Genomic DNA, 12,537 nt, shown 5'->3' with positions numbered 1-12,537 from the left:
CACGCATGAGCAATCGAACCGAGTCCTACCTGATAGGACTTGTCGGGGATGGCGTGATGCCGTCGCTCTCGCCCTACATGCATGAACGCGAAGGCGACGTCCAGGGCGTCCGCTACCTGTACCGGCCCATCGACCTGCACGACCTGGACCTTCCGGCCACCTCCGTTGGCGACCTGCTGCAAAGCGCCTACCGGATGGGCTTCAACGGGCTGAACATCACGCACCCGTGCAAGCAGCTGGTCCTCGGGCACCTCGACGAGATTGCCCCCGACGCCCAACGCCTCGGTGCCGTCAACACCGTGGTCATCCAGGACGGCCGGTTCATCGGCCACAACACAGACTTCTCCGGCTTTGCCGCTGCTCTCGCCTCCGGCCTCCCCGACGCCAAGCTGGACCGCGTGGTGCAGCTGGGAGCGGGCGGTGCCGGATCCGCCGTCGCCTACGCCCTGCTCACCGCCGGCGTGCAGACGCTGGAGCTCGTGGACATGGATCCGGTGCGCTGCGCCGAACGCGCCGCCGAACTGGCCGGCTTTTTCCCGGACCGCACCGTCACCGCGCGCACGACGGCGGAGCTGCCGCAGCTGATGCCTGCGGCCGACGGTCTGGTGCACTGCACCCCCGTGGGCATGGCCGCCCACCCCGGCACCCCGCTGGACATGGCCCTCGTCGAGCCACGGCACTGGGTGGCGGACATCGTCTACCGCCCCATCGAAACTGAGCTGGTCCGCGAATCGCGGGCCAAGGGCTGCCAGGTGCTCGACGGCGGTCGCATGGCCGTGGGCCAGGCCGCCGACGCCTTCCGGATCTTCACCGGACTCGAGCCCGACGCCGAACGGATGCGCGCCCACTTCCTGGAGCTCATCGCGGCGGAAGAGGTGGCCGTCTGATGCGCACCGGAATCGCCACCGTCTGCCTCTCCGGCACGCTGAAGGAAAAGATGCAGGCCTGCGCCATCGCGGGCTTCGACGGCATCGAAATTTTCGAACAGGACCTGGTCACCTCGTCGCTCAGCCCCGAGGACGTCCGCAAGATGGCCGCCGACCTGGGCCTCACGCTGGACCTCTACCAGCCGTTCCGCGACTTCGACAGCGTGACCGAGGACCTGCTCGCGGCCAACCTCCGACGGGCCGGGGCCAAGTTCAAGCTCATGTCCCGGCTGGGCATGGACACCATCCTGGTCTGCACCAACGTTGCCACCGCCACGATTGACGACGACGACCTCCGGGCCGCGCAGCTCGCCGCCCTGGCGGACCTCGCCGGCGAGCACGGAGTCAAGGTCGCCTACGAGGCCCTCGCCTGGGGCAAGTACGTCAACGACTACGAGCACGCCCACCGCCTCGTGGAGACGGTAGACCATCCCCACCTCGGCACCTGCCTGGACTCCTTCCACATCCTGTCCCGGGACTGGGACACCGCGCCCATCGAGGGCATCAACGCTGACAAGATCTTCTTCGTGCAGGTGGCCGACGCCCCCAAGCTCTCCATGGACGTGCTCTCCTGGAGCCGGCACTACCGCGTCTTTCCGGGCGAGGGCCAGTTCGAGCTCGCCAAGTTCATGGGCCACGTGGTCCGCGCCGGCTACACCGGCCCGGTATCGCTGGAGGTCTTCAACGACGTCTTCCGCCAGTCCGACGTCGAACGCACCGCCGTGGACGCGATGCGCTCGCTGATCTGGCTGGAGGAGCAGAGCGCCAAGTGGCTGGACGCAAACGCGCCGGCCGCCACCGGAGGCGCTGTTGCCGGTGGTCCTCCGGCCCCTGCCCGCCGTCGTTATCCCATGGAACTGGCCACCCTTCCCCAGGTGGCGGAACCCGCCGGCTTCAACTTCGCCGAGGTCAAGGCCGCGGACACCGGAGTGCTGGAAAAGGTGCTCGGCCAGCTCGGCTTCGAGTTCAACGGCCGCCACCGCACCAAGGACGTCCAGCTCTGGACCATGGGCCACGCCCGGGTGATCATCAACGAGCAGGCCCCCGAAGCCGCCGAGCCGGCCATCGCTGCGCTCGGCTTTGACGTCGACTCCCCGGTCATTGCCTCCGCCCGCGCCCAGCAGCTCAAGGCCCCCGTGGTTCCCCGCAAGAGCCAGGCCAACGAGGAGGTGTTCCAGGGCTTCGCGGCCCCCGACTCCACCGAGATCTTCCTCTGCCAGGGCAACCCCGACGGGACAGCCGCCTGGACGCGCGAATTCGGTGAGGGGCTCGAGGTGCCCACCGGCGACCGGACCGCGGTGATCGACCACGTGAACCTGGCCCAGCCGTGGCAGCACTTCGACGAGGCTGTCCTCTTCTACACGAGCGCCCTGGCGCTGGAGCCGCAGCCGTACGCCGAGGTGGCCAGCCCCAGCGGACTGGTCCGGTCGCAGGTCATGCAGACCTCGGACCGGGACGTGCGCCTGGTCCTGAACCTGGCCCCGGTCATCCAGCAGGACGGCGCGGACTCCGGGACGGCCCCGCGGAAGGCCTACCAGGAGCACATCGCCTTCGCCGTGGATGACCTGGTGGCCACCGCCCGCGCGGCCCGCGACCGGGGACTGGCCTTCCTGCAGATCCCGGAGAACTACTACGAGGACCTGGACGCCCGCTTCGACCTCGACCCCGGCTTCCTGGCCACGCTCCGGGACCTCAACCTGCTTTACGACCGCGACGCCGACGGCGAGTTCCTGCACTTCTACACCGCCACGGTGGGCAGCGTGTTCTTCGAAATGGTGGAACGCCGCGGCAACTACGACGGCTACGGGGCGCCCAACGCGCCGGTGCGCCACGCCGTCCAGTACGACCATCTGCACCGCCTGACCCAAACCAACCACTGATTCCAACCACAGATTGAAAGGAGGCTGCTGTGCCTGAAGACGTGAATCTCGCAACGTACAACGCCGACGCGCTGACCGAGGACCTGTCGGACGCGGTACCCGCAACCCCGGCCCCGGCAGCGAAGCCGCGCGTGGAAACCCAGCAGGATCTCACCGCGGAGATCAAGGCCCTCGGAGACGCCTACGCCCGGGCCCTGAAGGACGGTGCGGCGCCGGAAACCCAGCCGCGCCTGGACTTCCCGCCCTACCGCAGCAGCCTCCTGCGCCACCCCACCAAGAGCCTGCACCACGCGGACCCCGAAAGCATCGAGCTGTACTCGCCGGCGTTCGGCCACCAGGACGTCCACGAGCTGGAATCAGACCTGACCATCCAGCACAACGGCGAACCGCTGGGTGAGCGGATCATCGTCCAGGGCAAGGTGCTCGACGGCGACGGCCGCCCGGTTGCCGGCCAGCTGGTGGAGATCTGGCAGGCCAACTCCTCGGGCCGCTACATCCACAAGCGCGACCAGCACCCTGCGCCGCTGGACCCCAACTTCACCGGCGTGGGCCGCTGCATCACCGGCCCGGACGGCTCCTACCGCTTCGTCACCATCAAGCCCGGGGCCTACCCATGGAAGAACCACCTCAACGCCTGGCGTCCCGCGCATATCCACTTCTCGCTGTTCGGCAGCGAGTTCACGCAGCGCATCGTCACCCAGATGTACTTCCCGGGCGACCAGCTCTTCCCGCTGGACCCGATCTATCAGTCGATCGTGGACCAGGATGCCCGCGACCGCCTCGTGGCCACCTACGACCACAACCTGACCCAGCCGGAATGGGCGCTGGGTTACAACTGGGACATCGTCCTGACGGGTTCCAAGCGGACCTGGACTGAGAACGAGGCGCTGGGCGCGGAAGGCGACGACCATGAGTAACTCCACCAAGCTTGTTCCCACCCCGGGCCAGACAGTGGGCCCGTTCTACGGCTACGCCCTGCCCTACAACAAGGACCGCGAACTGCTGGCCCCCGGATCCCCGGGCTCCATCCGCCTCCAGGGCACCGTCTATGACGGAGCCGGGCACCCGATTCCGGACGCCATCCTCGAAATCTGGCAGCCGGACGCCGAGGGCAACATCGTGCACCGGACCGGTTCGCTGGTCCGCGACGGCTACACGTTCACCGGCTTTGGCCGCAGTGCCGTCGGCAATACCGGCGTCTACACCTTCACCACGGTGAACCCGGGCCCGACCGAACCCGGCGCCGCTGCCTTCATCTCCGTCGCGGTCTTTGCCCGCGGGCTGATGAACCGCCTCTTTACCCGCGTCTACCTCCCGGAGAACGAGGAAGCACTGGCGAAGGACCGGCTGCTGTCCTCACTGGATCCCGAGCGCCGCAAGACGCTGATCGCGCGCCGCGACGCCGACGGCGGACTCACCTGGGACATCCGCCTCCAGGGCGAGGGTGAAACCGTCTTCCTCGACTTCGAGGGAACCGGAACAGGGGGCGCCGCAAAGTGACCGGCTTCCAGGCAGCGGGCGACGTCGGCCTGCTGAGTCCCGTGTCGGCGTCGCCCCTGGTGGCGGCCCTGACCGGTGACCGGGCCGTCCTCGCAGCGATTCTCGCCGTCGAGGCCGGCTGGGCCGCGGTGCTGGAGCAGCATGACCTCGCTCCCGCCGGTTCCGCTGCCGTGGTGGCCCACGCCGCCGACGCGTCCCGGTACGATCTTGCCGATATCTCCCGCCGCGCCCAGGGCGGCGGGAATCCGGTGATCCCGCTGCTGGCCGACCTCCGGACCCAGGTCAAGGCGCTGGATACTGCCGGCGCGGGAGCTGGGAAAGCCGTGCACACCTCGCTGACCAGCCAGGACGTGCTGGACACGGCCCTCATGCTGGTGGCCCGCAACACCGTTGAGGCGCTGCTCGCCGACGTGAAAGGCACGACGGCGGCGCTCGCCCGGCTGGCGGAACAGCATGCGGACACGCTGTGCGCCGGCAGGAGCCTGACCCAGCATTCGCTGCCGTTCACGTTCGGGCTTCGGGCCGCGCAGTGGTTCCAAGGTTTGGCGGCCGCGGCACGCCGGCTCGAGGCGCTGGAGCTGCCGGTGCAGTTCGGCGGCGCGGCGGGCACGCTCGCCGCCGGGACCGTGCTTACTTCAAAGGCCGGGCTGACCTCCGGTCCGGCCACGGACCCCTTCGCGCTGTCTGACGCCCTGGCCACGCAGCTTGGACTCGCGGCCGCACCCGCGCCGTGGCACACGAACCGGCTGGCCGTGACGTCGCTGGGCGACGGCGTCGCCTCCGTGGTGGACGCACTCGGCAAGATCGCCGCGGACGTCCTGTTCCTGAGCCGTCCAGAGGTGGCCGAAGTGGCCGAACCCCGCGCCCCCGGCCGCGGAGTCTCCTCCGCGATGCCGCAGAAACAGAACCCCGTGCTGTCCGTGCTGGTCCGCAGCGCCGCCCTGCAGGCCCCCGGTCTGGCGGCACAGCTGCACCTTGCGGCCGCCACCTTCAATGACGAACGCCCCGACGGTGCGTGGCACGCCGAATGGCCGGCCCTGCGCCAGCTGCTCGCCCTGGCCCTCGGCGCCGCCGGCCACGTGCGGGAACTCGCGGAGGGTCTGCAGGTCTTCCCCGACGGCATGCGGCGGAACCTGGACCTGTCCGGGCCTCTTCTGCTCAGCGAAGGGGTCACCGCCGCGGTGGCACCGCTTCTTCCCGCCGGGGACGCCGGCGCTGCCGGATCTAACGGCGACGGGAAGCAGCAGCTGCAGGCCGTCGTCAACAAGGCGCTGCAGGCGCCGCCGGCCGAACAGGCCGCAACGTACCGCCGGCTGCTGCGCGACGCCGTCCCCGCGGACAGGCTCTCCGACGCCCGGCTGGAGGAACTGCTCGACCCCGCCAGCTACCTTGGCCAGGCCGCCGAAATCTCGCGGCGTATCCTGGCAGCTTTCCCTGATTTTGCGCTCACTTCAACCGAAACCGACCGAAACGGAGACTCCCGTGGCTAAACCAGCAGTGAAGGCAGTGCTGCTTTCCCCCCAGCGCGCGCTGGGGGACAAACCGCTCCTGGTCGTCGGGCCGTCGCTCGGCACCTCCTCGGTGCTGTGGACTCAGGCCGGCTCGCTCCTGGGCAACGATTACGACGTCGTCGCCTGGGACCTGCCCGGTCACGGCGTCTCTGCCCCGGCCGCCGAAACGTTCAGTGTCGCCGACCTGGCGGACGCCGTCGTCGAGCTTGTCGACTCGATCGCCCCCGGCGAGAAGTTCCACTACGCGGGCGTGTCCCTGGGCGGGGCCACCGGACTGCAGCTGGGCATTAAGCACGGCGACCGGCTTAAGAGCCTCTCCGTGCAGTGCTCCGGCGCCAAGATCGGCACCCCCGAGGGCTGGCTGGAACGGGCCGAGACCGTGCGCACCCAGGGCACCCCGGTGATGATCCAGGGATCGGCCGAACGCTGGTTTGCACCCGGGTTCATGGACCGCGAACCCGAAGTCAGCAGCCGGCTCCTGCACTCCCTGCGCGACGCTGACCGCTTCAGCTACGCCTTCTGCTGCGAGGCCCTGGCCGGCTTCGACGTGCGCGAGCAACTCGGCAGCATCAGCGTCCCCACGCAGGCCGTTGCCGGCGCCCACGATGCTGTTGTGCCGCCGTCGTTCGCCGAAGAAGTGGCCGCCGGCATCACCGCAGGCGGCGGCACCGCGTCGGCAGTCACGCTCGAGGGCGTGGCGCACCTGGCGCCCGCTGAGGCACCGGCCCACGTGGCCGAGCTGATGCGGAGCCTCATTTCCTGGGCCGAAACCCGCGGAGCAGCGAAATGAGCACATTTGAAGGGACCAGCGCCGAAGCCACCGAAACGGCCGGCGCCCGGCGCAACGGTGTGGTCCAGCCGGATGCCACCAGCCAGGAGATTTACGACGGCGGCATGGTGGTGCGGCGCGAAGTGCTCGGGGACGCACACGTGGACCAGGCCAACGCCAAGAAGGACGCCTTCACCGAGGACTTCCAGGACATGATCACGCGCATCGCGTGGGGCGGGATCTGGACCCGTCCGGGCCTGCCGCGCCAGATGCGCTCCGCTGTCACCATCACCGCCATGGTGGCGCACGGGCACTGGGAAGAACTGGCCATGCACATCCGCGCGGCCATCACCAACGGACTGAGCAGGGACGAGATCAAGGAGATCCTGCTGCAGACCGCCATCTACTGCGGAGTCCCCTCCGCCAACACCGCCTTCAAGACTGCCCAGCAGGTATTCCATGCAATGGACAACGCAGACATGGACAATGCAGCAGCGGACAGCGCCGGGCCCGACAACACCACCACCCCACCCAACTAGCTCGCAGTTGTTGCCGTTTTGAACCCTCAAAACGACATTAACTGCCTGCCAATTGGGACCCAGACAATTCGAGGAATTCATGAACCAGGCTTTTGTTTACGACGCCGTACGCACGCCGTTCGGTAAGTTCGGCTCCGGCCTCGCCGGGGTCCGGCCCGATGACCTTGCCGCGCATGTGATCAGCGAGTCCGTCCGCCGGGCTCCCGGCCTTGATGTGGAGCGGATCGACGAGGTGGTGTTCGGCAACGCCAACGGCGCCGGCGAGGAGAACCGCAACATCGCCCGGATGGGTACGCTGCTGGCCGGGCTTCCGGTCTCGATCCCGGGTACCACGGTGAACCGGCTCTGTGGTTCGTCGCTGGACGCGGCGATTATCGCGTCGCGGCAGATCAACGCCGGCGACGCCGACCTGGTCCTGGTGGGCGGCGCCGAGTCAATGTCGCGGGCGCCGTGGGTGCTGCCCAAGACGGAGAAGCCCTACCCGGCAGGCGACATGACTTTGGCGTCCACCACGCTGGGCTGGCGCCTGGTGAACAAGGCCATGCCGAAGGAGTGGACCATTTCCCTGGGTGAGGCCACCGAGCGTTTGCGTGAGAAGTACGGCGTGACCCGGGCCCAGCAGGACGAGTTCGCCGCGAACTCCCACAACCTGTCCGCCGCGGCGTGGGACGAGGGGTTCTACGACAACCTGGTCGCCCCGGTCCCGGGCACTGACCTGGTCCGTGATGAGGGCATCCGCCCGGGCTCGTCGGCGGAGAAGCTCGCCGGGCTGAAGACGGTGTTCCGGACCGAGGCCGACGACGCTGCATCGGGTGCCACCAAGGGTGGCACGGTCACGGCCGGGAATGCCTCGCCGCTTTCCGACGGCGCGTCGGCCGCGTGGATCGGGTCCGAGAACGCCGCCTCGATCCTGGGCCTGGAACCTCTGGCCCGCATCGCCGGGCGGGGTGCGCACGGCAACGACCCCCAGTTCTTCGGTTTCGCACCGGTGGAGGCCGCGAACAAGGCCCTCGCGAAGGCGGGAATCGGCTGGGGCCAGGTGGGCGCCGTCGAACTTAACGAAGCGTTCGCCGCGCAGTCCCTGGCTTGCATCAAGGCCTGGGGCATCGACCCGGCAATCGTGAACCGCCACGGCGGCGCGATCGCGATGGGCCACCCGCTCGGCGCCTCCGGCACCCGCATCCTGGGCACCCTCGCCCGGTCCCTGCAGGCCTCCGGCCAGCGGTGGGGTGTCGCGGCGATCTGCATCGGCGTCGGCCAGGGCCTCGCCGTCGTCCTCGAAAACGTGACTGCCGGAAAGGATCAGTAATGCTGAACTTCGTAGATTCCCCCCAGGAGGCCGTCGCGGCCGTCAAGGACGGCTCCACCGTGATGATCGGCGGCTTCGGCAACGCCGGCCAGCCGTTCGAACTGATCGACGCGCTGCTTGACAGTGGTGCGACCGACCTGACCGTGGTGAACAACAACGCCGGCCAGGGCGACCAGGGCCTCGCTTTGCTGATCAAGGAGGGCCGGGTGAGGAAGATGATCTGTTCCTTCCCGCGGCAGTCCGACTCGTGGCACTTCGACGCCAAATACAAGGCCGGACAGATCGAACTCGAACTCGTCCCGCAGGGCAACCTGGCCGAACGCATCCGCGCCGCCGGCGCCGGGATCGGCGGGTTCTTCACCCCCACCGGGTACGGCACCATGCTGGCCGAGGGCAAGGAAACCCGCATCATCGACGGCCGCGGCCAGGTCTTCGAGACGCCCATCCACGCCGACGTCGCGCTGATCAAGGCTTTGAAGGCCGACGCCGTGGGGAACCTGGTCTACCGCAAGACGGCCCGGAACTTCGGCCCGATCATGGCCGCCGCCGCGAAACACACCATCGTGCAGGTCTCCGAGATCGTGCCCACCGGTGCGCTGGACCCGGAGAACATCGTGACCCCCGGCATTTACGTCAACAGCATCGTCCGTATCGATTCCAGCGGTACTGCCGCCGCCGGCAGCACAGAACAGGTGGCCTGAGATGAGCCTTGTAGAAACGTCCATCCAGACGTCCGAAACCCCGCTGGGCCGCGACGACTTGGCCCGGCTCGTGGCCCGGGACATCGCACCGGGATCGTTCGTGAACCTGGGCATCGGCCAGCCCACCCTGGTCTCGAACTACCTCAAGCCGGAGCAGAACATCACGCTCCACACCGAGAACGGCATGCTCGGCATGGGCCCGGTGGCCACCGGCGACCAGATCGATGAGGACCTCATCAACGCCGGCAAGATCCCCGTCACCGAACTCCCCGGCGCGTCCTACTTCCACCACGCCGACTCCTTCGCGATCATGCGCGGCGGGCACCTGGACATCTGCGTCCTCGGCGCGTTCCAAGTCTCCGCGACCGGCGACCTCGCCAACTGGCACACCGGAGCACCCGACGCCATCCCCGCCGTCGGCGGCGCGATGGATCTCGCCACGGGGGCCAAGGACGTCTTCGTCATGATGACCCTCCTGACCCGCGAAGGCGCCTCCAAGATCGTGGAAGCCTGCACCTACCCCCTCACCGGCGTGGGCTGCGTGACCCGCGTCTACACCGACAAGGCCGTGTTCCTCACCGGCCCCGACGGCGTCCGCGTCCGCGAAACCTTCGGCTGCACCCTCGAGGAACTCCAGGCCCTGGTCCCCGTCCCCCTCACCGCAGCCCCCGCCGTCGAGCAGTAGCGCTTTCCCTCCCGCCTCCCCGGTGTGGGGCGGGGCCGGAAGCGTCCGTTCGCGCCGATTAGGATTGGTAACCATGACCGACGCAGCAGCAGGGACCACGCCCCGGGCGGGCCGCCCGCCGAAGGAAGGGACGCCGGCGGCGAGCGACCAGTACGTGCAGTCGCTGGCACGCGGCCTCGCGGTCATCCGCGCATTCGACACCGAGCATGCCGACATGACGCTCACCGAGGTCGCCGCCCGCACGGACCTGACGCGCGCCACGGCACGCCGGTTCCTGCACACCCTGGTGGAGCTGGGCTACGTCAGGACCGACGGCAAGACCTTCGCGCTGACGGCCCAGGTACTGCAGCTCGGTTACGCCTACCTATCCGGGCTCTCCCTGCCGCAGCTGGCCCAGCCGCACCTTGAAGAGCTGTCGCTGAAACTGGGGGAGTCGACGTCGGCAGCGGTGCTGGACGGGACCGACATCGCCTACATCGCCAGGGTAACCACCCGCCGGATCATGACGATCGGCATCACCGTGGGCACCAGGTTCCCCGCCTATGCGACGTCGATGGGCAGGGTGCTGCTCGCCGGGCTCCCGCCGGAGCAGCTGAAGGAATACCTGGCCGCGGCGGAGATCAAGCCGCTCACCCCGCGCGCGGTCGGCACGGTGAAAGAGTTGTTGGCCGTCCTCGATAAGGTCCGCGCCCAAGGCTGGTGCGTGCTGGACCAGGAGCTCGAACTGGGGCTGATGTCCGTGGCCGCGCCTGTTTACCACGGCAGCAAAGTCGTGGCAGCCGTCAACGTATCTCTGCAGGCACAGTCCGTCGCCGCCAAGCCGGACCGCGAGGCTTACCTTGAGTCGGTGCGGAAAGAAATCGTGGCCACGGCGGAGCGCATTTCGTCGGACTTCTCCAGCGGACGGTAGCTGAAGTCAGGCGCCACCCGCGACCGCCTATTCCCGCCATTCCCGTCGCGGTCGTGATCTGAAGTATTGGTTGCGGCGGGGTTTTCTTTGCGGGTCGAGTTCTGGCGGAGGTTTGAACCAGGGCACTTCGTTGGTGACTTCGATGGTCCAGTTTTCTTTGTGGATGAGGTGGTGGTGATGGCCGCAGAGGAGGACGCCGTTGGCGGTGCTGGTGGGTCCGCCTTGTGACCAGTAGGTGATGTGGTGGGCTTCGCACCAGGGTGCGGGCATGGTGCATTGGGGGAACGCGCAGCCCTGGTCGCGGGCCATAATGCCTTTGCGGATGTGGGGCGGGAAGATCCGTGAGGCGCGGCCGACGTCGAGGATTCTGCCGTCGGTGCCTAGGAGGACGGGGATGATGTCGGCATCGCAGGCGATTTTGCGGATCGTGGCCGGGTTCACCGGCCCGCTGAACGCGAACAATGCCGTGCCGTCACCGCCGTGGCCGGTGTAGGCAGGCTCCCGTCCTGGTACGTCCTGGGTTCCCAGGAGGTTTTGGTTCTGCCATTGCTCGACTGTGGCGTAGAGGTCGCGGTAGTCGATGGTGGCAAGGATTTGGGGCCGGTGCCCGCCGTTGGCGGGCAGCGCGTCGGTGGTGAGGGCAGCCTTCAGCGCGCCGACGAGACCGTCGAGGCGTTTCTGCCCCTGGGAGCGGTGGTCCAGATCGATCTCCGGGACGCCCGGGGTGTCCCAGCGGGCAAGGACCCCCTCACCGTTCCCCGCACTGTTATTGCCGTTCCCGTTTCCGTCGGCCGTGTTCTCGTGTCCTGGTGGTGGGGTGCGGGGGTTGGTGGCGGTGTTCATGGCGGTGGTGATGGTTTCGAACTGTTCGGGGGTGGCGAAGATTTCCAGGTGGTGCAGGCCGTGTTTGGGCCGGCGGACGAAGGCACCCTGGATCTGGCGGAGGGCCGCTTCGGAGGGTTCGGTGCCGTCCTGGTCGATCGCTTCGGCCCAGTGCCGGGCGACCTGGGTGACGAAGTCGGCGTCGTTGTCCACGGCGGTGACGGTGAGTTCGTGTTCCATCTCGGCGGTGCGGGCGGGGGTGGTGAAGTGCCGGGCCTTGTCCAGGGCGAGGGTGATGGTAGTCGCGGCCCGGGAACAGACCTGTCCGGTGCTGACCGCGGCGGCGAGCTCTTCGTAGCGGGGCGGGAGCTGCTGGCCGCCGAACCCGGGCCGGGGCAGGATGGACTCGGCCAGGGTGAGGCGGCGGCGGGCCTCGCAGGCGCTGATGCCCAGCCTTATCCGGAGGAACTCGACGGTGTTCCGGGCAGCGCCGGCGGTCGGGTCCGCGTCCGCATCCTGACCCGAAGCAGCGGTTGGGACGAGGGGTGAGGCGGCGACGGTGACGGCGGCTGTGCGGGACCTGTCCACGGCGCCGGCGGCGATCACCTGCAGATGCTCCACTCTTCTTGAGAGCTGCTCGACCCGGGCTGCGAAGTCAGCGGACTGGCGGAAACCCCACAGCGCGGTGTCCTCGGCGGTGATCGGGTTCGACTCCAGCCAAGCAATGGCGTGATCAACCGCGTCCAATTCGGCAGGGACGCTCTGAAGCGCGGTGGCGCCGATGGAAACAAACCCACCGGCTTGGGCGGACGCTAACCCACCGGCACCGGGCCCTACGGCCCGGTCATCGCTGAATCCCCCAACGGCTTCCATAGAAACAGTCTGATCGGGGGGTCTGACAGTAATGATGAAATTGGCTTGTGCCGCCGGTGTGGCTCTGGTTCTGACTGACGCCCCCGCGAAGGGTTTGTCTTGAAAATGATCT

The 12,537-nt window shown here is 68.3% G+C and carries 12 protein-coding genes; 11 read left to right on the top strand and 1 reads right to left on the bottom strand.

All coding sequences use genetic code 11. The annotated features are described in order from the left end of the window. Nucleotides 1-5 precede the first annotated feature (5 nt). From ACFTSA_RS17760 to ACFTSA_RS17710, 11 genes are all read left to right on the top strand, one after another. Nucleotides 6-887 carry a shikimate dehydrogenase gene (locus ACFTSA_RS17760; RefSeq protein WP_377952939.1) on the top strand — a complete coding sequence of 294 codons (882 nt, stop codon included), beginning with the start codon at nucleotides 6-8 and terminating at the stop codon, nucleotides 885-887. Next, complete coding sequence (locus ACFTSA_RS17755) at nucleotides 887-2,806, top strand: bifunctional sugar phosphate isomerase/epimerase/4-hydroxyphenylpyruvate dioxygenase family protein (RefSeq protein ID WP_377952938.1); 1,920 nt, start codon at nucleotides 887-889, stop codon at nucleotides 2,804-2,806. The genes ACFTSA_RS17760 and ACFTSA_RS17755 overlap by 1 nt, the downstream gene beginning before the upstream one ends. A gap of 29 nt (nucleotides 2,807-2,835) precedes the next feature. Continuing rightward, nucleotides 2,836-3,723, top strand: coding sequence for a protocatechuate 3,4-dioxygenase subunit beta (gene pcaH, locus ACFTSA_RS17750; RefSeq protein ID WP_377952937.1), 888 nt, complete (start codon nucleotides 2,836-2,838; stop codon nucleotides 3,721-3,723). Then, nucleotides 3,716-4,306, top strand: a complete 591-nt coding sequence (gene pcaG / locus ACFTSA_RS17745) for a protocatechuate 3,4-dioxygenase subunit alpha (protein WP_377952936.1) — start codon at nucleotides 3,716-3,718, stop codon at nucleotides 4,304-4,306. The genes pcaH and pcaG overlap by 8 nt, the downstream gene beginning before the upstream one ends. Continuing rightward, the gene (locus ACFTSA_RS17740; protein WP_377952935.1) at nucleotides 4,303-5,796 is read left to right on the top strand and encodes a lyase family protein; all 1,494 of its coding nucleotides are present in this window, start codon (nucleotides 4,303-4,305) and stop codon (nucleotides 5,794-5,796) included. Before pcaG ends, ACFTSA_RS17740 begins: the two co-directional genes overlap by 4 nt. Beyond that, nucleotides 5,789-6,607 carry an alpha/beta fold hydrolase gene (locus ACFTSA_RS17735; RefSeq protein WP_377952934.1) on the top strand — a complete coding sequence of 273 codons (819 nt, stop codon included), beginning with the start codon at nucleotides 5,789-5,791 and terminating at the stop codon, nucleotides 6,605-6,607. Before ACFTSA_RS17740 ends, ACFTSA_RS17735 begins: the two co-directional genes overlap by 8 nt. Further along, nucleotides 6,604-7,125: a 4-carboxymuconolactone decarboxylase gene (gene pcaC / locus ACFTSA_RS17730; RefSeq protein WP_377952933.1), complete on the top strand. Its 522-nt coding sequence runs from the start codon at nucleotides 6,604-6,606 to the stop codon at nucleotides 7,123-7,125. Before ACFTSA_RS17735 ends, pcaC begins: the two co-directional genes overlap by 4 nt. A gap of 79 nt (nucleotides 7,126-7,204) precedes the next feature. Further along, entirely contained in the window at nucleotides 7,205-8,434 is a 1,230-nt protein-coding gene (locus tag ACFTSA_RS17725; protein ID WP_377952932.1) for a thiolase family protein, read from the top strand. Continuing rightward, nucleotides 8,434-9,135: a 3-oxoacid CoA-transferase subunit A gene (locus ACFTSA_RS17720; protein ID WP_377952931.1), complete on the top strand. Its 702-nt coding sequence runs from the start codon at nucleotides 8,434-8,436 to the stop codon at nucleotides 9,133-9,135. The genes ACFTSA_RS17725 and ACFTSA_RS17720 overlap by 1 nt, the downstream gene beginning before the upstream one ends. A gap of 1 nt (nucleotide 9,136) precedes the next feature. Next, nucleotides 9,137-9,820 (top strand): 3-oxoacid CoA-transferase subunit B, encoded by a 684-nt coding sequence (locus ACFTSA_RS17715; RefSeq protein ID WP_377952930.1) that lies wholly within the window; start codon nucleotides 9,137-9,139, stop codon nucleotides 9,818-9,820. A 73-nt stretch (nucleotides 9,821-9,893) separates the two neighbouring features. Further along, a complete protein-coding gene (locus tag ACFTSA_RS17710; RefSeq protein WP_377952929.1) occupies nucleotides 9,894-10,730 on the top strand; it encodes an IclR family transcriptional regulator C-terminal domain-containing protein in 837 nt (278 codons plus the stop codon). 27 nt (nucleotides 10,731-10,757) lie between these two features. Here ACFTSA_RS17710 and ACFTSA_RS17705 read toward each other — a convergent pair whose 3' ends face one another. Next, the gene (locus ACFTSA_RS17705; protein ID WP_377952928.1) at nucleotides 10,758-12,425 is read right to left on the bottom strand and encodes a DUF222 domain-containing protein; all 1,668 of its coding nucleotides are present in this window, start codon (nucleotides 12,423-12,425) and stop codon (nucleotides 10,758-10,760) included. Nucleotides 12,426-12,537 lie beyond the last annotated feature (112 nt).

Origin of the sequence: Arthrobacter sp. NPDC057013 (genome assembly GCF_042674585.1) — a bacterium.
Lineage (GTDB): Bacteria > Actinomycetota > Actinomycetes > Actinomycetales > Micrococcaceae > Arthrobacter.
The sequence above is the reverse complement of the archived record's forward strand: the minus strand, read 5'-3'. Positions and strand labels throughout refer to the sequence as shown.